At 67.8% G+C, this 22,129-nt stretch carries 20 protein-coding genes; 9 read left to right on the forward strand and 11 right to left on the reverse strand.

Going from position 1 to position 22,129, the window contains the following annotated elements; translation table 11 throughout:
* Positions 1–13 precede the first annotated feature (13 nt).
* From ASF52_RS19920 to ASF52_RS19935, 4 genes are all read left to right on the forward strand, one after another.
* The gene (locus ASF52_RS19920; RefSeq protein WP_056175943.1) at positions 14–1,123 is read left to right on the forward strand and encodes a glycosyltransferase; all 1,110 of its coding nucleotides are present in this window, start codon (positions 14–16) and stop codon (positions 1,121–1,123) included.
* Positions 1,124–1,157: 34 nt separating this feature from the next.
* Positions 1,158–2,096, forward strand: coding sequence for a galactosyltransferase-related protein (locus tag ASF52_RS19925; RefSeq protein ID WP_056175946.1), 939 nt, complete (start codon positions 1,158–1,160; stop codon positions 2,094–2,096).
* On the forward strand, positions 2,093–3,160 hold the full coding sequence (locus ASF52_RS19930; protein ID WP_056175949.1) for a glycosyltransferase: 1,068 nt from the start codon (positions 2,093–2,095) through the stop codon (positions 3,158–3,160). The genes ASF52_RS19925 and ASF52_RS19930 overlap by 4 nt, the downstream gene beginning before the upstream one ends.
* Before the next feature lie 380 nt (positions 3,161–3,540).
* On the forward strand, positions 3,541–6,495 hold the full coding sequence (locus tag ASF52_RS19935) for a PAS domain-containing hybrid sensor histidine kinase/response regulator (protein WP_082515409.1): 2,955 nt from the start codon (positions 3,541–3,543) through the stop codon (positions 6,493–6,495).
* An 86-nt stretch (positions 6,496–6,581) separates the two neighbouring features.
* On the opposite strand, the gene ASF52_RS19940 is transcribed toward ASF52_RS19935, so the two are convergent.
* The 6 genes from ASF52_RS19940 to ASF52_RS19965 form a co-directional block, all read right to left on the reverse strand.
* Positions 6,582–7,052, reverse strand: a complete 471-nt coding sequence (locus tag ASF52_RS19940; protein WP_056175951.1) for a YidB family protein — start codon at positions 7,050–7,052, stop codon at positions 6,582–6,584.
* A gap of 99 nt (positions 7,053–7,151) precedes the next feature.
* Positions 7,152–7,535, reverse strand: a complete 384-nt coding sequence (locus ASF52_RS19945) for a CsbD family protein (protein ID WP_056175953.1) — start codon at positions 7,533–7,535, stop codon at positions 7,152–7,154.
* Positions 7,536–7,618: 83 nt separating this feature from the next.
* Positions 7,619–7,822: a CsbD family protein gene (locus ASF52_RS19950; RefSeq protein ID WP_056175955.1), complete on the reverse strand. Its 204-nt coding sequence runs from the start codon at positions 7,820–7,822 to the stop codon at positions 7,619–7,621.
* A 228-nt stretch (positions 7,823–8,050) separates the two neighbouring features.
* The gene (locus tag ASF52_RS19955) at positions 8,051–8,395 is read right to left on the reverse strand and encodes a CsbD family protein (protein WP_056176209.1); all 345 of its coding nucleotides are present in this window, start codon (positions 8,393–8,395) and stop codon (positions 8,051–8,053) included.
* Between the two features lie 57 nt (positions 8,396–8,452).
* Complete coding sequence (locus tag ASF52_RS19960; protein ID WP_082502587.1) at positions 8,453–8,638, reverse strand: hypothetical protein; 186 nt, start codon at positions 8,636–8,638, stop codon at positions 8,453–8,455.
* A gap of 96 nt (positions 8,639–8,734) precedes the next feature.
* On the reverse strand, positions 8,735–10,192 hold the full coding sequence (locus tag ASF52_RS19965; protein ID WP_056175961.1) for a helix-turn-helix transcriptional regulator: 1,458 nt from the start codon (positions 10,190–10,192) through the stop codon (positions 8,735–8,737).
* A gap of 415 nt (positions 10,193–10,607) precedes the next feature.
* Between ASF52_RS19965 and ASF52_RS19970 the strand changes: the two genes are divergently transcribed.
* Complete coding sequence (locus ASF52_RS19970) at positions 10,608–11,690, forward strand: alpha/beta hydrolase family protein (RefSeq protein ID WP_244473880.1); 1,083 nt, start codon at positions 10,608–10,610, stop codon at positions 11,688–11,690.
* A 95-nt stretch (positions 11,691–11,785) separates the two neighbouring features.
* On the opposite strand, the gene ASF52_RS19975 is transcribed toward ASF52_RS19970, so the two are convergent.
* Positions 11,786–12,520 (reverse strand): Crp/Fnr family transcriptional regulator, encoded by a 735-nt coding sequence (locus ASF52_RS19975; protein WP_056175964.1) that lies wholly within the window; start codon positions 12,518–12,520, stop codon positions 11,786–11,788.
* A 151-nt stretch (positions 12,521–12,671) separates the two neighbouring features.
* On the opposite strand from ASF52_RS19975, the gene ASF52_RS23020 reads away from it, so the two are divergent.
* From ASF52_RS23020 to ASF52_RS23070, 3 genes are all read left to right on the forward strand, one after another.
* Entirely contained in the window at positions 12,672–13,037 is a 366-nt protein-coding gene (locus ASF52_RS23020; RefSeq protein ID WP_200918890.1) for a DUF6894 family protein, read from the forward strand.
* Between the two features lie 55 nt (positions 13,038–13,092).
* Entirely contained in the window at positions 13,093–15,624 is a 2,532-nt protein-coding gene (locus tag ASF52_RS19985; RefSeq protein ID WP_056175967.1) for a CheR family methyltransferase, read from the forward strand.
* A 140-nt stretch (positions 15,625–15,764) separates the two neighbouring features.
* Positions 15,765–16,058, forward strand: a complete 294-nt coding sequence (locus ASF52_RS23070) for a hypothetical protein (protein ID WP_056175970.1) — start codon at positions 15,765–15,767, stop codon at positions 16,056–16,058.
* An 88-nt stretch (positions 16,059–16,146) separates the two neighbouring features.
* On the opposite strand, the gene ASF52_RS22760 is transcribed toward ASF52_RS23070, so the two are convergent.
* The 4 genes from ASF52_RS22760 to ASF52_RS20010 all read right to left on the reverse strand — a co-directional run bounded on the left by ASF52_RS22760 (position 16,147) and on the right by ASF52_RS20010 (position 21,280).
* The gene (locus tag ASF52_RS22760) at positions 16,147–16,911 is read right to left on the reverse strand and encodes a helix-turn-helix domain-containing protein (protein ID WP_156630246.1); all 765 of its coding nucleotides are present in this window, start codon (positions 16,909–16,911) and stop codon (positions 16,147–16,149) included.
* Between the two features lie 74 nt (positions 16,912–16,985).
* A complete protein-coding gene (locus ASF52_RS20000; protein ID WP_056175976.1) occupies positions 16,986–18,374 on the reverse strand; it encodes a methyl-accepting chemotaxis protein in 1,389 nt (462 codons plus the stop codon).
* A gap of 306 nt (positions 18,375–18,680) precedes the next feature.
* On the reverse strand, positions 18,681–20,981 hold the full coding sequence (locus ASF52_RS20005; protein WP_082515411.1) for a sensor histidine kinase: 2,301 nt from the start codon (positions 20,979–20,981) through the stop codon (positions 18,681–18,683).
* Positions 20,978–21,280 (reverse strand): SelT/SelW/SelH family protein, encoded by a 303-nt coding sequence (locus tag ASF52_RS20010; RefSeq protein WP_056175979.1) that lies wholly within the window; start codon positions 21,278–21,280, stop codon positions 20,978–20,980. Before ASF52_RS20010 ends, ASF52_RS20005 begins: the two co-directional genes overlap by 4 nt.
* 214 nt (positions 21,281–21,494) lie before the next feature.
* Between ASF52_RS20010 and ASF52_RS20015 the strand changes: the two genes are divergently transcribed.
* Complete coding sequence (locus ASF52_RS20015; RefSeq protein ID WP_056175982.1) at positions 21,495–22,124, forward strand: LemA family protein; 630 nt, start codon at positions 21,495–21,497, stop codon at positions 22,122–22,124.
* Positions 22,125–22,129 lie beyond the last annotated feature (5 nt).

The following is a 22,129-nucleotide window of genomic DNA, read 5'->3' on the forward strand; positions in this document are numbered from 1 at the left end:
CCGCCCGAGGCCCATGCCGAAACCCATCGCCTTCTTCGTCCACCATCAGGGGCGCGGCCACGCCAACCGCACCCGCGCCCTGGTGGCCGAATTCTCCGCCGCGCGGCCGGTTTCGGTGCTGACTGCCGATCCCGGCCTGTTCGACGGCTTCTCTCGCGACATCGAGATCATCGCCCTGCCCAACATGATCGGCGCCGCCGTGCCGACGGCGCGCCTGTTCGCCGAACCGACGCCGCAGGTGATGCATTGCGTGCCGCTCGGCGTCGCCGAGACCCGCCGGACCATGCGGACGATCCTCGACCACCTCGACGACCGGCAGGTCGGTCTGTTCGTGGTCGACGTCTCGGCCGAGATCGCCCTGCTGGCCCGCGCCGCGAGCGTGCCGGCCGTGCAGATCCGCATGCACGGCGACCGCTCCGATATCGGCCATATCGGGTCCTACGAGGCCTGCGTCGGCATGCTCGCGCCGTTCGACCCGCGCCTGGAACAGGACGACTACCCCGCCTACCTGCGCGCCAAGACCTTCTACAGCGGCGGTCTGTGCACCAGCGTCGATCCGGTGCCGTCGCGCGCTGACGCCCGCGCCCGCTTGCGGCTCGACCCCGACCGCGAGATCGTCGTCGCCGTCACGGGAGGCGGAGGCAGTGGTACGCCCTACGCGCCGCTGACGGTTGCCGCGCGGGCCGTCCCGGACGCCCTGTGGCTGACCCTCGGACCGACCCATCGCGAAGGTCACGAAACCGATTTCGCCAACCTGCGCGAGCTCGGCTGGGTCCCATCCGTCACCGATTACCTCGCGGCCGCCGACATCGTCATCGCTTCGGCCGGCGACAACACGGTCCACGAGGTCGCACGGGTGGGGGGACGGCTCGTGGTGATGCCGGAATGGCGCTACTTCGGCGAGCAGACGCGCAAGGCCGACGCCCTCGTACGTCTCGGCGCAGCCGTGCAGGCGCCGAACTGGCCCGGTGACCTCCAGGGCTGGCGCGACCTCCTCGACCGCGCCCGCCGCCTCGACGGCGAAACCCTGCGCCCGCTCCATGCGCCGGACGCCGCAACCCGCGCCGCGGGCTGGCTCGAGAGCCTCACCGACGACCTCTGGGCCGGCGCGCCCGGCGTGTGATCGTATGCTCAACTCCAGCTCGGACCCGCAAAATATGTCGACCGTTTCTGTCGTGACGCTGGCCAAGGGGCGGCCGGAGCATCTCGCCAACGTGGTGCGGGGCCTGATGCGCCAGACCCGAATGCCGGACGAACTCATCGTCGCATGCATGCAGGAGCAGCCCTACGATTTGCCGGAGACGCCGTTCCCGATCAGCCAGATCGTGATGGCCGGCGATCCGCTGCCCCTGGCGGCCGCGCGCAACCGCGCCGTGGCGACGGCGTCGGGCGGGGTGATCGTGTTCCTCGACGTCGATTGCATCCCGGCGCCGTCCCTTGTCGCGGATTACACCCGTCATCTCGAAGAATTCGACGGCCTGCTCATGGGCGAGGTGCTCTATCTCCCGGCCGGTGCCACCCTGGGCGACTGGACCTACGAGGCCTTCGCGGCCGTCGCCGAGAAGCACTCGGACCGGCGCGGACCACCGGCCGAGGGCATCGAGGTCTGCGGCGACTACCGCTGCTTCTGGTCGCTGAATTTCGCAATGCTGCGCGCGACTTTCTTGCGGCTCGGCGGCTTCGACGAGCGCTACTCCGGCTACGGCGGCGAGGACACGGATTTCGGAAAGACCCTGGATGAACGCGGCATCGCCATTGCGTGGTTGAAGGGTGCGCTGGTCTATCACCAGTACCATCCGCACCATATGCCGCCGATTCACCACATCGCCAGTGTGGTGCGCAACGCCGAGCTGTTCGAGGCCAAGTGGGGCTACCGCACCATGGGCCACTGGCTCTACGCCTTCCGCCTCATGGGCCTGATCGACGATACGCCCGGCCAGCCGATCCGCATCCTGCGCGAACCGGATGCCGACGATCGCGCACTCACGGGCCAGCATGGCCACCAGCCCTATACCAACACCGCCTCGGTCATCCGCATCCTCGATGCGCGAATCGCGGCCGGGCAACCCGCAGGTACGGAGCCCGCGGCCGCATGAGGATCGCCCTCCTGGCGCATGTGCGCCAGCCCATCGCGCCGCCGTTCCGGGGGGGCATGGAGGCCCATAGCTGGCACCTCGCCGAGGGGCTCCGGGCGCGCGGCCACGACGTCGTGCTGTTCGCCTCGGGGGACAGCGACGGGCGTTTCGCGATCGATCCGGTGCTGCCCGAGCATCAGGAAAAGTCGTTCCCGGGCGAGGAGCACACCGGCAATCCGGCGCTCATCGCCCATCTCGACGCCGGCTATGCGGCAGCCTGCGACCGCATCGCCGCCGGTGGCTTCGATGTCCTGCACAACAACAGCCTGAGCCGCCTGCCCCTGGAACAGCGGCGGACGCGGGCCGTGCCGACGGTCACATCGCTGCACGTTCCGCCCTACGACGCCCTGCGCTGGTTCGTGCAGAACAGCATCTCGCCCGTGCACCGCATCACCGCCACGTCGCACGGCCAGATGCATGCGTGGTTTCCGCAAGGAAGCCCACCGGAGGTCTCGGTGCTGCACAACGGCGTCGATCCGTCGGCCTGGCCGTATCGCGACCACGGCGATGGTAGCGCGGTCTGGTGCGGCCGGATCACCCCCTTCAAGGGCACGCATCTGGCGATCCGAGCCGCACGGCGCGCCGGCATCGCCCTGACCCTGTTCGGCTCGACGGAAGACACCGCGTACTGGGAAGGCGTGGTCTTGCCCCTACTCGGCGGCGCGATCCGCTATGGCGGGCACCTCGACGGTCCATCCCTGGCACGGGAAATCGGAAAGGCCTCCGTATTTCTGTTCACGCCGTGCTGGGACGAGCCGTTCGGCCTCGTCACCATCGAGGCCATGGCGTGCGGGCTTCCCGTCGCCAGCATCGATCGGGGTGCGGCCCGCGAAGTCATCGGCGAGGCGGGGGCCTTCGCCCCGTCCGGCGACGAGGACGCCCTGGAGGCCACCTTGGCCGGTGCCATCGCGGAGGCTCTCGCGATCCCTCGCCGAATCGCGCATGCGCGCGTGCGACAAAACTTTACCCAGAATCTCTGGCTCGACCGCTGCGAGCGTCTCTACGCGGAAGCCCGCAACGCATGAATCCATGCTGGCGTACAGCGATGTGATCTCGACCGTAGAACAATCCGAGCGTATTGCCCCTATATCCATTTTCGCGTGTGCCCTGCGGGCGAAGATTCCGTGAATCTTCGTAGGCCACTTCCGGTCGCCGCTGACGGTCAGGCGGCCTCGAACCTGTCGCGGCGGCTTTTTGCGGCCGACCGAGGGCGTCGCCGTCTGGAGCGCAGGCCTGTTTTGCGGCAAGAGACGCCTATGGAACGACGCCCGCTCTCCGATATTCGCTTGCCACCGTATTCCCGTCCCACGGCCGGCCGCATCGACGCGGGGTGCAAGATTTGGCCGTGCCCGTCCGAAGCGCTCGCTGCTCAAGTCATCCGCTGCGCCCCTTCGAGCTCGTCCGTATGACGGGTCCGGAGGCTGCCGAACTCCTGCAGCGTGCCGACGCCCTCGCGGAGGAAGCCGCGCGGTTGCGTGCTCAGGTGCACGGGCAGGTGCCCTGGGCCAAAGTCCCAACGACCGTGCCGGAGTCCGGGATCTCCCCGCCTGGGCCGGGAGAGGCCGAGGGGCACGCGCGAGCGATCCTCGACAGTACCACCCGCATCGCCATCATCGGCATGGACCCGGACGGACGCGTCACCGACTGGAATACGGGCGCCGAGCGCATCTTCGGCTGGACCCGCGAGACGATCCGGGGCCAAGCGATCGAACGGCTGTTCACGCCGGAGGATGTCCTGTCCGGCCACCCCGCAGCCGAGCGGCGCCGCGCCCATGACCAGAGCCGTGCCGACAGCGAGCGCTGGTATCTGCGGGCGGACGGGTCCCGGTTCTGGGCGTCCGGGGAGACGACGCCACTGCGCGATCCCGGTGGCGACCTCATCGGCCTCGTGAAGGTCCTGAGCGACCGCACCGAGGAGCACCGGATCGGCACCGCCCTCGAAGAGACCGAGACGCGTCTGCGCCGGGCGCAGGAAGCCGGCGGCATCGGGGTGTTCTCCGTCGGGATCGACGACGCCATCCTCTACACCACGCCGGAATTCTGCCGCCTCTACGGCTTGCCCGAGCGGGCGACCTATCCGGCGGCGGCGTTCGAGGTTCTGATCATCCCTCAGGATTCACACCTCGTCTCGACGGCGGAGAGCCGCCGGCGCGGGGACCTGATCCGTGACGTCGAGTACCGGATCCGGCGACCCGATACGGGGGAACTCCGCTGGATCGCCCGCCGGGGCGAGATCGAGCGCGACGGCACCGGCCGTCCGGTCCGCTTCTCCGGCGTGGCGCGCGACATCACCGAACAGCGCTATGCCCGCGATGCGCTGGCTACGAGCGAGGCACGGTACCGCGCGCTGTTCGAGGCCATCGACGACGGCTTCTGCATCATCGAGTTCTTCGACGGGCCGCACGGACCTGCGAGCGACTACGTCCACGTCGAGGCGAACCCTGGCTACGAGCGCCATACGGGCATCCCGAACATCGTCGGCCGTACCCTGCGCGATCTTGCGGCCGCCGAAGCGGATGGCTGGCTCGACCTCTACGGAGGCGTCCTGCGGACGGGCGAATCGATCCGGTTCGAGCGCGCCTTTCCGGCCGCCGGGCGCCACATCGAGGTTTCCGCCGCCCGGATCGAACCGCCGAGCCGGCGCCAGGTCTCCGTGCTGTTCCGGGACATCTCGGCACGGCGCGCGGCCGAGGACGCCCTGCGCGCCAGCGAGGCCGTGGCCCGCGAGAACGTCGAGCGCGTGCAACTGGCGTTGGCCGCCGGTGCGATCATCGGGACCTGGGTTTGGGATCTCGCCGCCGACCGCTTCAGCGTGGACGAGGCCTTCGCCCGCAGTTTCGGCCTCGATCCCACCGTGGGACGCGAAGGCCTGAGCCTCGCCCAGGTCATCGAGACCGTGCACCCGGACGACCGAGACGCCCTGACGGCGGCGATTGGCACGGCGTTGGCGCAAGGCGGGCCCTACGCGCACCAATACCGCACCAAGCGTGCGGACGGGCTCTACTACTGGCTGGAGGCGAACGGGCGTGTCGAGCATGCTCCGGACGGCACGCCGTTGCGGTTTCCGGGCGTCCTGATCGACGTCGAGGAGCGACGCGCCGTCGAGGCCGAGCGCGAGCGCGTCACCGAGCAGCTCCGCCGCCTCAACGAGAACTTGGAGCAGCGCGTCGTCGAGCGGACGGCCGAGCTGATGCGGACCGAGGAGGCCCTGCGCCAGTCCCAGAAGATGGAGGCCGTCGGGCAATTGACCGGGGGCCTCGCCCACGACTTCAACAACATGCTCGCGGGCATCGTCGGTTCGTTGGAGCTGATGCAGACCCGACTGCTCCAGGGCCGGGTCGGCGATATCGAGCGCTACATCGCCGCCGCACAGGGCGCGGCCCGCCGCGCCGCCGCCCTGACCCATCGTCTTCTGGCGTTCTCGCGTCGTCAGACCCTGGCCCCGAAGCCCATCGATGCGAACCGTCTGGTGGAGGGCATGGAGGAGCTGGTGCGCCGCACCGTCGGGCCGGCGGTCTCCGTCGAGGTCGTGGGGGCGGCAGGACTGTGGTCGACCCATGTCGATCCGAGCCAACTGGAGAACGCGCTCCTCAACCTGTGCATCAACGCGCGCGATGCGATGCCGGACGGCGGGCGCATCGTCATCGAGACCGGCAACCGCTGGCTCGACTCGCGCAGCGCCCGCGAGCGGGACCTGGAGCCGGGCCAGTACATCTCCCTCTGCGTCTCGGACAACGGCACCGGCATGACGCCGGACGTGGTCGCGAAGGCCTTCGACCCGTTCTTTACCACCAAGCCCATGGGGGAGGGCACCGGCTTGGGGCTCAGCATGATCTACGGATTCGCCAAGCAATCGGGCGGGCAGGTGAGGATCTATTCCGAGCCCGGCGAGGGCACCATGGTGTGCCTGTACCTGCCCCGTCATCTCGGGGAGGCGGAAGGGGTGGAGGTGGTCCCGGACCTGTCCGAGGCGGCACGGGCGCGGGCGGGCGAGACGGTGCTGGTGGTCGACGACGAACCGACCGTCCGGATGCTCGTCACAGAAGTGTTGGAGGATCTCGGCTACGCGGCCATCGAGGCGGCCGACGGCGCTTCCGGGCTGCAGGTGCTGCAATCGGATGTGCGCATCGACCTTCTGGTCAGCGATGTCGGCTTACCCGGTGGCATGAACGGCCGGCAGATGGCGGAAGCGGCGCAACTCTCGCGGCCTGGCCTGAAAGTTCTCTTCATCACCGGCTACGCCGAGAATGCGGCCCTCAACCACGGCCACTTGGCACCCGGCATGCAAGTCATGGTCAAGCCGTTCGCCCTCGAAGCACTGGCCGCCCGAATCCGCAACCTCATCGAAGGCACGGGTTGAGAGGCAGGTCCGTCGCGTCGGCGTGACCGTCCCGCGTGAAGGGCCGGCACGCTTCTGCGCCGGCCCTTCACGCGCCCTGCGGGACGTCAGGCCGGCTGGCGGCCGTCCTGGGCGTAGCGGTCGATGGCCGAGGGCAGGTCGCGCGACAGGCGCGAGAGAATGTCGGCCCGGCTCAGCCCGGTCTGCTTCTGCAGCCCATCGAGGGTCTCGGCGCCGATGGCTTTCTCGAGGTCCGCTTCCGGGATGTCGCGGTTCTGGCCCTGGTTAATCCAGGACTTCGCAGTCTCGCCATGGCCGCCCTTGGTGAAATGGTCGACGAGTTCGCTCAAGCCGCTGGCGATGAGGCCACCGACGCCGGCCGTACCGACTCCGCCGAGCAGGCTGCCGAGATTCCCGAGGTTGCTCGACCCGCTGCCCTGTGGAACGTGCGGAACGGTGCCGTGCGCGGCACCGGCGCTGCCGCTCTTCAGCAGCTCGGCGATCTTGTCACGGTTCTGGTAGCCGGCGACAGCCAGCAGACCCAGAAGGGCGGTCATCGAGGGGTAGCCCTTGCTCATGGTGGTGTCCTTTTCGTCTGAACGGGATCGTCTCGGTGGCACGTCGGGCCCGAAAGGGGCGGGCGACGACGAGACCTTGGACTAGGATGGAGGACTGGATCAGCGAGACGGGCGCAGCAGCCAACCGGCGGCGAAGGCCAACGCGGCCAGGGCCAGCACCGTTGCGCCGCGATTGGCGTCGGCGTAACCGACCGCCTTTCGCCCGTAAGCCTCACCCCGGCGACGGGTCTCGCGGGCGTAGCGGCTGCCGTCGTCGAGAAGGCGCTCGCCGCGGCGGCGTGCCTCGTGAGCGAGGTGGCTGCCGTCCTCGATCCAATCCTCCGCACGGTCGCGGGCCTGTCCGTAGGCGTATTGCGCACCTCCGGCGACCTGATCGACGGCGCCGCGCACCTGACGCGCGGGATCACCCGTGATGCCGCCGAGGGTCGATTGCGCCCGACCCTTGAGATGGCGCGTGGCGCCTCGGAACTGGTCGCTGTTCATGGTCGGCTCCTATCGGGACAGGTAACTTCAATGGGCAAATCGTAAGGGCGGGACGGCGCGATGCCGTCCCGCGAGGCGCACGATCAAATCTTGCTCTTGACCTTGTCGGTGAGGTTCTGGGCGCCGTCCTTGACGTCGCCGACGGTCTTCTGAGCTTCGCCCTTCAGTTCCTGGGCCTTGCCTTCCGCGACGAGCTTGTCGTTGCCGGTGACGTTGCCAGCGGCCTGCTTGACGTTGCCGACGGCCTCGTTGGCCAGGCCCTTGATCTTGTCGGTGGTGCTGCTCATCGAAAAAACTCCTGTGCTGCGAGGGGGGTGAACGGACCGGTCGATCCCAACCGGCGGAGGGTCCGGCCCCGGGGAACCGAGGCCGAAGGGATCAGGCGCGACGCGCGTCGTAGCGGTCGGCCACGGCGCCATCGTCCTGCTTATGGTCGTCGTCGGTCTGCGTCTTCGCCTGATCGCCCGGGATGCCCCGCGTCTTGCCGAGGGCGTCCCACGCGGCGGCGCCGGATATCAGCGACGGGAATGGATCAGAAGGGCGAGGCCGTAGCCGACGGCGCCGGCGATCAGGAGCGCGACGAGTGGGCTTTCCTCGACTCGGTGGGCCACGGCACGCCGGCCTTCGCGAAGGTAGTGGCCGGAATTCTCGTAGGCGTGCTCGGCGTAAGCCTGCGTCTGGTCGGCTGCATGCCCGACGCTATCCTTCGCCTGGTCGTAGAGATTCTCGGCGCTACCCTGCGCTTCGCGGAAGCGGCCTTCGACGGAGTCGCTCTTAGACCCGATGAGATCACCGATGGTGCCCTGAGCCTTTCCGGCGAGTTCCCGGGCAGCACCCGTCACGCGGTCCGTATCGACCATGATGTTCATCCTGTTGGTTGTTGTTGCGTTGGAAGCATTCGCTTCTGGCGGTTCGGGCTACGACGAGCGCGCCGAGCCGGACTTTCCCTCGGGCGTCCCTTCGGACTCGGAGGAAATCTTTTCGGCCTTGCCCTCGGCTTCGACCTTCACATCACCGGTCAGCTTGCCGATGGCCTCCTTGATGGACGCCTTGGCGACGGAATTCTTCTCCTTCTCAGAGGTCGGCTTGCGCGTATCGGTCATGTCCGTCCCCAAGGGCGATGCACTGGTCACGATGGTCAGATGGACCTTCGTGGACTTGGCGCAATAATACGGATGTACTGGTATCTTGGCTTTTTGTTACGGGGCGGTGGGGTTCGGAAATCCGTTGTCGCGCCCCCACACGATTACCTCCGAGCGCTTGTGAAGACCGAGCTTGCGGTAGAGCGCGGCGGTGTGGTTGCGGACCGTGTTGCGCGAGAGGTTCAGGCGCTTGGCGATGGCGTCGTCGCTCAGTCCGGAGCAGACGAGGCCGAGCATCTGTCGCTCTCGGACCGTGAGGGTGAGGGTCGGATCGTCCCCAGTCCGCTCACCCGGCTGGCGCAGGTTCGCGAGCTTTTCGATGAGTCCGCGGCTGAACCACGACGTGTCGGCCATCACCGCCTCGATGGCGGTGAACAGATCGCGCTCGGAGCGTTTGCGCTCCGTGATGTCCTGCAGGACGATGAGCACGAAAGCCTCGTCGGCGATGGTCACCCGCTCCGCCGAGATCATGCAGTCGAGTTCGCTGGGCTCCTGGGAGCTCAGGCAGGTCTCCAGCCCGAGCACGTAACCGGTTCGGGTCAGTGCCGCCTCGAATCGGACGCGGGCGGCTTCGTTGACCCAGAGGCCGATCTCCTCGGGGGTGCGGCCGGTGACCTTGTCCTGTCCGTAGCCGAACACCCGGCTGAAGGCTTCGTTGACGCCCGTGATGGAGAAGCCATCGGCCCGGCACAGCATGGTCGGAACGGGCGTGAGCTGGAATGCCTTGGCGAAACGCTCCTCGCTCTGCCGCAGGGCGGTCTCGGCTTTCTTGCGCAACTCGAGGTCCGCGAAGGTGAACAGCATGCAGGGCTCGTCACCCATCTCGATGGGCTGCCCGGCGACGATGACGAAGCGGGTCCCGCCATCGGGCAGGGTCAGGCACGCTTCCATCTGCGGAATGGTGCCGCCCGCGTTGAGCCGGGCAATGGCGAGGTCGCGGCTGCGGGCACCGGCCAGCACGTCGACCTCGTAGACGTTGCGGCCGATCACGGCGTCGCGGGTGTGCCCGGTCATTTCGAGGAACCCGGCGTTCACCTTGACGTGGCGCAGATCCGACAGCCGGGTGATCACCGCGGGCGCCGGATTGGCATTGAAAGTTTTCTCGAATCGTTCCTCCGCCTCGAACTGATCGGACACGTCCTTGAGGATCAGGGCGAGGCAGCTCGGACGTCCCTCCCGGTCCGTGGCCACGAGGCTTCGCAGGGAGTGCACGAAGGCGACGTCCGGACGGTCGGTCCGCTTCACGTCGACCACGACATCGTGGAACGTCTCGCCCGAAACGACGCGCTCCATCGGGTAGTGCTCGGGTGCACGGTTGTTGCGATAGCGGAGGGAGAAGCGCTCGCGGTAGGCGTCCACGGTGGCGCCGAGTTCTTCCAGGGCGTCGGCGCCGTGCATCGCCAACGCGGCCTCGTTGGCGTAGGTGATCGACTGATCTGGCTCGACCAGGATCACGCCCTCGCTGAGGCCGGCGATGATCTGCCGGAGTTCATGTCTGTCGACGCCAGACGTCACGGGTCCGCTTCGCTCCCCGCCGCCAGGGTGGCAGCGGGCGTCCAACGGACCGCACCCGGGCAAGTTCCGAATCGCCTCAAGGAAATCTGGTACCTGCGTATCAAACGCTTAGGACGCCTTGACGAAAGCGCCTCCGGCATCGGCCCTGTGCACCGTGGAGTTCCGGGGCTGGCGGACCGGCTCGGACAGACGGTTTGCCGGTCGCGCCTGGGTTGCGCTCGCCGGCCTGTCACCCGTTTCCGACACAGCCGGTGCGGGAGCACACCGCCCGGCACCGGCGGCTGTAGACCGCGTCGCCTTCGGCGTTCACCTTGGCCGTGAAGTTGACCGAATCCCTTCCGCGGATCCGGTCCCACCATTCCGCCGCCGCGAGGGTTTCGGAAGAGGCCAAGCTCGTTACAGGCCCGAGGCTAACGTGACCCACGCCGACGATGTCGCTCCCGTATCGCCGGCCGGTCCCGTGGGCCCACGCACGGGCAACGGGGGCCTGACGCGCCGTCGCGTCGGCGCCATGCTGCTCGGTGCCGGTGCGGGAGGGCTGCTCTCGGGGCTTCCAGCCGCGTCGGCGCCGGCATCGGACGTGACCCGGTTCGTCGATTTCGAATGGGTCGATCCCGCACGCGGCCGCGCGGTACCGGCGCGGCTGTACTGGCCGGGCGCCTCGGCCCGAAAGGGGCCGGTGCCGCTCATCGTGTTCTCCCATGGCCTCGGTGGCTCGCGGACGGGCTACAGTTACCTCGGCGAAGCATGGTCTGCGCAGGGCACGGCGAGCCTTCACATCCAGCACGTCGGAAGCGACCAGACCTTGTGGCAGGGCAACCCGATCCTGCTCCTCGACCGCCTCGACAGCGCGGCCGACGAACGCGAGGCCATCGAGCGGACGCACGACGTGAGCTTTGGCCTCGACCAGTTGCTCCAGCGCGGCAATCCCTTCCACGCCGCCATCGACCGGAAGCGCATCGTCGCGGCGGGGCATTCCTACGGGGCCAACACCACGCTGATCCTCACGGGCGCCCAGGTGATGCGCGATGGAAAGCTCCTCGGCTTCCGCGACCCGCGCTTCTCGGCCAGCATCGTCATCTCGGCCCCGCCCTTCTACGGCGAGACCGACCTCGCGGCAGTCCTTGCCTCCGTCGACGTTCCCACGCTCCACGTGACCACGACGGAAGACACGATCCGCATTCCCGGTCGCTACTCCCCCGTCCAGGACCGCCTCGACGTCTATGCGGCGATCCCGACGCAGCAGAAGGCCCTCGTGGTGTTCCAGGGCGGCTCGCACAGCGTGTTCACCGACCGATCGTTGAGGAACGGTGGACCGCTGAACCCGCTGGTGAAGCGTGCGACGGCGGAGGTCGGCCTGGCCTTCCTCGATCTGGTCCACCGCTCCGCTCCCGTTCCGCTCGAAGAATGGGGTGCCACGTGGAAGCCGATCCTGGCGGCGGCACCGACGCCGTTTCCGGTTGCCGCACAATTGGCGAACCATAAGCGCCGGGCCTGAAGCGAGGTCGGATGCCGTCCCCGCGTTGCGGACGGAAACGGGAAACCCACTCACCGACGCGAAAGCCGCGCGCGCTCGATCACCCGGCCGCCCATTCAGGCATCGAACCGCGCGCCGACCCGGTCGAGATGCAGGTAGTTCGGGTTGAAGGACGCGACGCGTTCCAGGGCCGGCAGGTCCGGGATGGTCAGGCGGCGCCCCCTCAGTTCGAGCAGCCCTTGCCGACGCAGGGACTGCAGGGTCCGGTTGACGTGGACGGGTGTGAGGCCGGCGACCTCGGCGAGATCCGTCTGCGTCAATGGTAGATCGCAGCCTCCGTCCTGCATGTGGCCGATCCCGCGCAGGCGATAGAACAGCTCGCAGAACAGGTGGGCGAGGCGCTCCACCGCGTCCCGCCCGCCGAGGTTGAGGATCCACTCGCGTTGCGTCGCCGCGTTCACGAGGGATTCCCACCACAGCGCCCGCGTGACCCGTGGACGGACCGTCATCATCTCCTCGAACGCGGGCGGCGGGATCTCGACGAGCGCGACGGGGCTCAATGTTCCGATGGAGTGATCCATCTCGGACAGCACGAAGACGTTGTGGTCGCATAGGTCGCCGGGCAAAAAAAGCGCCACGATCTGGCGACGTCCGTTGGGGAGTTGCTTGTAGCGGCAGGCCCACCCGGACAGGATGAGGCGCACTGCCCGCGGAGCCTCACCTTCGCGGACGATGTCCGCACGCGAGGCGAAGCGGCGAACCGGGCCCTCGGTGAGGATCTCGAGTGTCCGCCGATCTTCGTCGGACAGACGACTGAACTGCTCCAATTTGGCGATCAGAGGGTGATCCACGGTCCGGTCCTCCGTTTCCGACTTCCATCCATGTGCGGAACGCGGACACTGCGCCGCACCTGATCCAGGTAAGGTCATCGAGCCATCACCTGTGTTAGCGTTCTTTTGCCGTAACGCCGCCCGTGCGGCTCAGACCATCGCGAGCCCGCTCTTGCCACAGTTCCACTTCCACCTGCGTACGCCGGCCGGCCTCGACCCCGACGATGACGGCCTCGCCCTGGCCGACCTCGACACCGCTTACCTCGAAGTCTGTGCTTCGATCCCCGACATGGCGGCGGAATTCGCGCGCAAGGGGCTCAGTCCACTGCCCTACGCCTTCGTCATCGCCGATGCCGCCGGCATTCCCCTGATGGAAGTACCCTTCGCGGAGCGTTTGAACAGCCTGCGCAAGTCGGCCCGGCCCGGGCAACTGGCACGGGCGCGCCAGTTGTCGGGCGAGATCGCCGAAGTGATCCGTGCGGCGCGTGAAACCACGGAACGGTCGCGGGAGATCCTTGCCCGGTCGCGGGCGTCATGATGGCGCCCCGGTCGAGGGTGCCCGGCGAGCACGTGCCCCCCGTCGGAGACGCGCGATGATCGGGCCCGCGCGCTTCCCTGTGGTCGGCATCGGCGCTTCGGCCGGTGGAATCGAGGCGCTGGAGACGCTGTTCTCCGGCCTCGGCCTCGACGGCGACCTTGCCTACGTGGTCGTCACCCATGTCAGCCCGGACAGAGAAAGCTTGCTGCATGAGGTGCTTGGCCGCTTCACCAAACTCCCGGTGATCGTGGCGGAGGACGGGATGCCGGTGGAGCCGGGGCGCATCTATGTGCTTCCGGCCAGGATGCTGCTCGGCATCGCCGATGGCCGTCTCAGACTGCGCGAGCACGACCCGGTTCAGCGCGAGCGCAACCCGATCGACCTGTTCTTCAGCGACTTGGCACGGGCCTACGGCGAATACGCCGTCGGCGTGGTCCTCTCCGGCGGTGGCACGGACGGGACCCTCGGCATCAAGGCGATCAAGGAGCGTGGCGGTTTGACCTTCGCGCAAGGATCGGACGGCACGGTGCCGCGTCATCCGGACATGCCTGCCAGCGCCATCGCCACCGGGCTCGTCGATTTCGAGTTGCCGGCCGACGCCATCGGCGCCCAACTCGCCGAATACGCCCGCAGCTTCGGTGTGATCGAGGGGTTGGAGACGGCGGCCGCCGAGGCGGCCATGTCCGAGATCCACGCTTTGCTGCGCGATCAAGTCGGACACGACTTTTCGGGTTACAAGCCGAAGACCTTTGCCCGGCGGGTCCAGCGCCGGATGCAGGTGGCCCGCCTCCACCGGATCGAGAACTACGTCGAGCGTCTGCGTGCGGACGGGACCGAAGTCACCGCGCTGTTCCGCGACCTGCTCATCAACGTCACTAATTTCTTCCGCGACGGCGACGCGTTCGAGGCCCTGAAGCTGCGGGTGTTGCCCCGCCTGTTCGAGGGGCGCGGAGCAGGCGACACGATCCGGGTTTGGGTGCCCGGATGCGCCACGGGCGAGGAGGTCTACTCCATCGCCATGTTGATGCGCGAGCACATGGACGGCCTGCGCGCCGTGCCGCGCGTACAGATCTTCGCCACCGACATCGACGATCCGGCCCTGGCCGTCGCCCGATCCGGACGCTACCCGGAGGCGCTTCTCGACACCGTCTCGCCCGAACGCCGTCGTCGGTTCTTCTCGGCCGAGGGCGGTTCCTACGTCGTGGTCAAGGCGGTGCGCGAATTGTGCGTCTTCTCGCCCCACAGCGTGATCCGCGATCCACCGTTCTCACGTATCGATCTCGTCTCGTGCCGCAATTTGCTGATCTATTTCGGCCCGGTCGTGCAGGCGCAGGTGATCCCGATCTTCCACTACGCTCTGCGCCCGCGCGGGCACCTTTTCCTCGGCACGGCCGAGAACGTCAGCCAGTTCGGCGACCTCTTCACGCCGATCGACAAGAAGCACCGCATTTTCCAGGCACGCGACACCGAGCGGTCCGGCGCCGCGCTGCCGCTCGCGATCAACGGCACGCAACTCGCCCCGTTCGCGCGGCGCTCCGGCCAAGCCGTGCGCCCGCCTCCCTTCAATCCGGAATCCGGCGCGTCCGTGCGGCAGGCGGTCGAGAGCCACGTCGTCGAGCGTTTCGCCCCGGCCCACGTCGTCGTCGACCGCGAAGGCGACGTGGTCCACTACTCCACCCGCACCGGAAAGTATCTGGAGGCGCCCGCCGGGCTGCCCAGCCGCCAGCTCCTGACCCTGGCGCGCCGGGGCCTGCGTCTCGATCTGCGCTCGGCCCTGCGCGAGGCGATCGAGTCGCACGGCCCCGCCTTCCGCTCGGATATCGCCGTCGAGGGCGAGGAAGGGCGTATCCAGGTCGTCTCGATCACCGTCGAGCCGCTACCCCTGCGCGAGGGTGCCGATCCGCTCCTCGTCGTGCTGTTCCACGATCAAGGGCCGTCCTTGAGCCGGAGCGACGCCGAGCAACGCGACGCGCGGCCGAAGCCCGGCTCGGACGCGCTGCAACTCGAACATGAGTTGCGCGACACCCGCGAGCGCCTGCAGACGCTGATCGAGGAATACGAGACCGCCCTCGAGGAGCTGAAGTCGTCGAACGAGGAGCTGGTTTCGGTCAACGAGGAGCTGCAATCGACCAACGAGGAACTGGAGGCCTCCAAGGAAGAGCTGCAATCGCTCAACGAGGAACTGCAGACGGTCAACCACGAATTGAGCGGTAAGATCGACGTCCTGGACCGGGCGAACAGCGATCTCCGCAACCTGTTCGACGCCAGCGGCCTCGCCATCGTGTTCCTCGACCGCGACCTCATCATCCGCACCTTCACGCCGGCGGTGGCACGGTTCATCCCGATCCAGGACAGCGACCGCGGCCGGCCCCTGACCGACTTCGCCGTACGTCCGGCCTACCCTGACCTTGCGGAGGACCTCACCCGCGTCCTGACCGACGGCAAGGAGATCGAGCGCGAGATCGAGCAGCCCACGATCCGTGACGGCAACCGCCGCCACGTGGTGCGGATCTCGCCGTATCGGGCCCTGAACGCGGCGATCACGGGCGCGGTGGTGAGTTTCGTGACCGTCCCGGCCGTGGGGTAAGGAGCGAGCAGGATCCGCGCCATCGAAGCACACCCGCCCTCCGTTTCGACCGGAAGAATTCCGACGGGCTCGTGAGCGCTTCGGATCGTGCGAGATTGCGCCGCCAACGCCGCACAGTCCTGCGGAAGGATGAAGCCAGGATGGTATCGGAGGTTGAGTGGATCGCCCTCGATTGCCACGCGGAACCGGTGCCAGCCGCGGTCTTGGTGTTGGAACGGAGCGCGCGCAGCAGGTGTGATCAACCTGTCGGCGCGTGCGCGCTGGAACGGATATCAGGCGAGGAACGCAATCTGACAGCTACGGCCCGCGGTCCTTTCAGGATGCTGGCGACGACCGGGCTCGTCATCAATGGCGATGGGTTCGTCGACGAGCCTCCAGAGATGCTCGGCGGGCTGGCGTTCGGGCGCTTAGGGCGGCAGGTCGATCAGGCGTAGGCATCTGGTCGCGCGCAGACCGGGCTCCGTGTGCCAGCCGGCCCCGTCGAGACGTGGGATAACGGTGCGTCGCTCGCCCGCCCCGACCTCAAGGGCGAACAGCGCCAGAAGGCCCCGAGAGCGGCTTGGAGACGCCGTTGCCGACGTACCAGTGGCGCTCGCCGCTGGCGGGCGCTGCGAAGGCGGTGACGTAGAGCCATTCGTAGCGGTGACGGCCGGGTTCGATCGGCCGTCGTCCGCGCGGCGGCCAGACCCGGCGCGTGATCGGCTTCAGGTCGACGCGGTGCTCGTCCGTGCAGAAAAGCGCGACCGGCCGGCCGGGGTGGCGTGCCTCTTCCTCGGCGAGGGTGGCGGCGAGTTTTTTGAAGGTGGTCTGTGTCTCGGGGCCGGCTGCGGCCGGGTTCCTCGCCCGTGGTGCCTGGATCGAGCAGCCGATCGCCTGCAGCGCCTCCCAGGCACGCTGCGGGTAGACCGAGACCAACCCGAGTTCAGCTGTCATCCACGCTGCGATCGTGGGCTTACTCCAGGGCCCACCATCGGGCGGAGGCCCAGCGAGGCGTACGCGACAGCTTGTCCAGAAGATCAGGGGGCAGAAGTCGGGGGCCGTTCCCTTGCGGCGGCGCCGGTCGCCCAGCGCATCAGGACCGAACTGATTGTAGCGTTTGGCCAACTGTTCCAGCCAACGCTGCACGAAGCCGGTCGTGGCCGCGACCTCCGCCAACGGCTTGCTCTGCGCCAGAAGCCAGATCGCCTGGTAATGCCGTGCCGCGCGCGGGTCGTCGCTGGTTCGAGCACGCCGACCCAGTTCCGCAAAACATAGATGATCGACGATGTGAGCTGGGTTCGCCTCCATGAGACATGACCCAAACCCTAACCATCACTCCGCTCGGCGAGAATCCCCGCCGCGTCAATCAGACGGAAACAGTTTTACGCGGTCTCGGTTTCTCCGAGCATGGTCCGGGTGGTGGCGAGCATCGCCTTCATCGCATCCGTCGCACCCCGATACGCCGGCGTCCCCACGTCCCAATTCTGCGTCGCGAGGGCTGCGATCATCCGTTCAGCCTCCTCCAGGGCTTTGGCTTCGGACTTGAGAAGGTCCGATAGAGCGGGGTGAGCGCCGAGGGGACCGGTCCGCAGGAGCGCGCCGAGGCTCGCTCCATTGTTCCACGGCAGCTTTGCGAGTCCGCGGTCGGGTTCGGCGAGTCCCACCAAGACTCGGGCCAGTTTACGCTTCCAGGCTCCGATATCCGCCGGGAGGCGTACAAGTGCATAGGTGGACGGCTCATGACCGCTCGATGCCAGAGCCGTCTGCCCAAGGGCTTCGGCCTTCACCAGGCGATTGGTGATCAGCTCGATTTCCTCGTGGGTCTTCGAGGCCTTGCCGGCGATGTTCTGGACGCTGCTGGAGATTTCGGCCGTGGCCTGACGCTGCTGTCCAAGCATGTGTGCGATGGCTCGGTTGAGGTCGCTCGCTTCACCGATCCGTTCGTTGGCCTGCGAAACCCGTGTCTCGAGACCATCGACAATGTTGCGGCCCGTCGCGACGGCGACGCGGCTCTCGCTCACCGCCTGGGCGATGGAGCCCATCTCGACCGTGAGGGTGTTGAGCAGGGAGCGGATCTCGCCCGTGGATTTTGCGGTCTGGGCCGACAGCGACTTGACCTCGGCGGCGACGACCGAGAATCCGCGACCGGCTTCCCCGGCCCGTGCCGCCTCGATGGTCGCGTTGAGGGCGAGCAGGTTCGTCTGGCTCGAAATCGCCGCGATGGCGGTGGCCATCACCTCGATCTGGGCAATGGCGCGTTCCAGCACCACGACGCGGTCGGCGATCTGGACGGTCCGACCCTCGATCTCCTGCATCGCGTTGCGGGCTTGGCTGCCGTCGGTGATGCAGGTCTGCATGGCGGACAGCGCGTCGTCGGCGACCCTGACCACGGTGTCGGAGGTCTGGGCGACCTCGGCGATGGAGGCGGCGAGTTCCTCCGTCGCACCCGCGATGGTCTGGGTCGCGCGGGCCACTTCGCCGACGTCGTAGGTCATCCACCCCGTGTTGGTGGCGGCTTCGGACGCCTCCCGTGCCAGGCGGGCCGTGCTGCCGAGGGCACGGAGCGTGGCTCGATCGGCATCGACCCGGACCTGGCCCAAGGCGGTCTTCAGAAGACCGTCAGGGAGATCGATGGCATCGCGGTCCTGCGTCGTCATCAGGCGCTCGACCGCGCGTACCAGACGGGCATCGTCCGAGGCCGGCATCGCGGCCACGGGCTCTTCGGACGCGGCTCGGGTCTTCGTGGACCTGGCGAGGGGAAAACCGAGCATTGTGGGCGTCCTGTTGGTGGTGCCTAAAAATTAGTGTCCCCCAGTTAAGAAACGCTGAAGGCATGGACATCAATCGACTTGCATTCGAGTTCGGCAGCTATCCTTGAGTTGTGCTTAATCTTGCGATGCAGCGCTCAGAACGTATTGGCAGGTTGTGTATCGCCACCATTGTGCGGTGCAAATCGAATTGCGATAGGGCGAGGTAAATACCGATAAACCATTTCCCCAAGCCTTTGCGATGCAATGGCATCACGGCGTCGCTTCGGAGCGGTACAAGAACCGCAGGAATGTGATCGACCCTCGGGGTCACGCCCGTGCTGCGATGCCGCCCGCGTCCGTTCCGACAGGGCCGGGCAAGGGGATGTCGACGGCCGGAAGAACAAGTCCGGCCTTGCGCTCCATGAGCGTCGGGGATGGCACCGGTGCCTCGATGGTGCAGACCACGCCGTCCGAGGCGTAGTGAAGCTTGACCTCTCCGGCGAGATCACGGGCGAGGCTGCGCTCGATCAGGCGGGAGCCGAATCCCGTCCGGGTCGGCGGCACGACGGGCGGACCGCCGCTCTCGCTCCAACGGAGGTGAAGGCGCAGCTCCGGATCCCGGATCGCCGACCAGGCGATCGCGACACGGCCGCCTTCGCGGGACAGTGCCCCGTACTTGACCGCGTTGGTCCCGAGTTCGTGAAGCGCCATGGCGATGGAGAGGGCGAAGCGCGGCGGTAGGCGCAGGGGTGGTCCGGTGACGCGGAAGCGGGAAGATTGCGGATCGCCATTCGGCCCGTACGCATCGAGCGGTGCGATGGCGTCGGCCACCACCGTGGCGAGTTCGGCCCCTTCCCAACTCTCGCGGGTGAGCACGTCGTGAACCCGCGCCAGGGCGAGGAGGCGTGCCTCGAACGCGGCACGGGCGGCGGCCGCGTCCTCACCCTCGAGCCGGCGCAGGGACTGGCCGGCGATGGATTGCACGGTGGCGAGGGTGTTCTTCACCCGGTGATTGAGTTCGTGGATCAGGAGCAGGAGATGCTCCTCGGCGCGCTTGGCGTCGGTGATGTCGACATTGCATCCGGTGTAGCCGAGGAACGTCCCGGTATCGTCCTGGCGCGGCACGCCCTCGCAGCGGAGCCAGCGGATGCGTCCCGTGCGGTCAATGACGCGGACCTCGCCGCGGAACGGCTGGCGAGCCTCGAACGCCTCTCGGAACAGGGCCGAGAATCCGGGCAGGTCGTCGGCATGGACGATCCGGTGCCAGCCGTCGCCCGCGAGGGTGTGGGCCGCCGCACCGAACAGATGCTCGAAATGCATGTTGGTGAAGCTGATCTCGGCCGACGCGTCGGTCATCCAGATCAGGGCCGGCGCCGAATCGGCCATGTGCCGGAACCGCGCCTCGCTTTCCCGCAAGGCGCTCAAGCCGCGTTCGGTCTCGGCCAGGGCCCGGTCACGTTCGGTAATGCGGGTCCGCAGGCGCTCGGAGGCCTCGGCGAGGACCTCGCCGAGGCTGCGGATCTCGTTGATCGGCGAGGTGATGCGCGGGATCGCCTCGCCGCGCGCCAGGGCCGGCCCCGTCGCCGCCAGGCGCCGCAGGGGGCGCGCCACCCGAGACCACAGGCTCACGGCCAGGACCGACGAGGTCGCCAGGACGAGGAGCCCGAAGCCGCAGAACGCCCAGATCCAGCCGTGCAGGCGTGCCTCGACGAGGGATTGCGGGATGACGGCGCCCACCGTCCATCCGGTGAGCCGGGCGCGGGCCTCGACGACGGTGACGGGCCGCATCGCCCGGTCCTTGCCCTCCCAGACCCCCGGGGTACCAGTCTGCTTCTGCCGCAGGGTCGCCAGGCGTGGCTGACCGACGATGGCGTCCGCATCGGGAATGCGGGTGAGCACGATCCCGTCCCGGTCGGAGATGCCCGTGGTCCAGCCGACGATGCTCTCGCGGGCGGTAAGGGCCTGCAGACGTCCCACGGGTGCGGTGAAGCTGAGGATGTAGGCGACTTCGGTGTCGAGCATCACCGGAACCGCAATGGCGTAGGTGGCCGCCCGCGGAGTCGCTCCGTGCAGCAGCCCGGACACGACGGCCCGTTGCCCGCCCGCCGTGATCTCCCGGTCGAATGGCAGGCTCCCCTTCGGCATCGGTGCGCCAATGGGAACCGCCGTGTTGACGAGTTGCTGCCCGTCGGGCCGGCGCAGGAGGAGGTCGAGACCGACGGCGTCGCGGACGAGGCGCGCCTGCGTGTCGAAATTCGCGAACTCCGAATCCCTCAGGCGTGGCGAGGTCGCGAGGGTCTGGAGCACGGAAACGAGGCCGGCCGTATCCCGGTCCACCGATAGGGCGATGCTCCGGACGTTCTCGCGGGCATCCTGTTCGAAGCGTGCCCGCTCGGTTCCGGCGTAGCGAACGAGCAGGATCGCGGTGAACAAGAGGCCCGGCCCGATCAGCGCGACGACGAGGGCGATGAGATAGACCTGTGTCGAGACGTCCCGGCGCCAGAGATCGGGAATGAGCCGGCCGAGACGCTTCGAGCGCCGCCGGAATCGTCCGAACCGCGTCCGCTCGGGTGGGAAGCCACCGGGCACGTACGTGCCATCGCCGGAATGCGGCTCGGGCTCCCTCATGGGCGATCGACGTGACCGAGATCGCGCGCCGGACTGACCCGGTCCCGCACCCGTTGCTTCAGGGCCTTCACGTCCGGAAAGCCGCCATCCAGCGTTCGGTCCCAGATGGTGTCGGGGCCGCAGGCGATGACGAATACGCCTCCGGTTCCGGGAATCAGGGCGACCTCCCCGAGATCGTCCCGGAAGGTGGAGAGCAGTTCCTGGGCCATCCAGGCTGCACGCAGGAGCCACTGGCACTGCGTGCAGTAGGTGATGGAGACCCTCGGCTTCTCTTGCGGGGCGAGTGCAGTACCGTCCATGCCCGGCACAGCGCACCGAACCTCCCTGCCTTGTCAACAGCGCGACGGCGGCGGCGCGGAGGTCCGGAGGAGGTATTTTCGAGGTCGTACCGAGGCCTCCGGCACGCGTTTCCCGTGGCATATGTCGGGCCGGGCCCTTCCCGTGCCTAAGGTCATGCCTATCTGTCGCAGGGCAGTGCGGTTCCGCACGTCGTTGCCCCCGGGAGTCTCGTTCATGCAGCCTGGCGCCGCCCTTTCGGCCGGACCCTCCGTCTTCGGTCGGATCCGCACGGCTTTCGTCGCCTTGGCGCTCGCGACCGCCCTCGCGGGATGCGGCGCCATCAACCGGGTGCCGACCCTTGAGGAGAGTGCCAAATCGTCGTGGAGCGAGGTGCAGAACCAGTACCAGCGCCGGGCCGACCTGATCCCTAATCTCGTTGAGACGGTGAAGGGCTACGCCCAGCAGGAAAAGGACGTGCTCGTCGGCGTCACCGAGGCGCGGGCCAAGGCTTCCAGCGTCAAGGTCGACGCCTCGACGGTGACCGATCCGCAGAAGTTCAAGGAATTCCAGGATGCCCAGAACCAGCTTTCGGGTGCCCTCGGACGCCTGCTGGTGACGGTGGAACGCTATCCCGACATCAAATCGAACCAGAACTTCCTTGCCCTGCAGTCGCAGCTCGAGGGCACCGAGAACCGGATCGCCGTGGCGCGCCGCGACTATATCGGCGCGGTGCAGGTTTACAACACCGAGGTCCGGACGATTCCCGGACGCTGGATCGCGGCGTGGTTCTATCCCGAGGCCAAGCCGATGGAGACCTTCACGGCGACGCCGAATTCCGAGCGTCCGCCGAACGTGAAGTTTTAGACGTT

This window comes from Methylobacterium sp. Leaf112 (genome assembly GCF_001423295.1).
GTDB lineage: Bacteria > Pseudomonadota > Alphaproteobacteria > Rhizobiales > Beijerinckiaceae > Methylobacterium.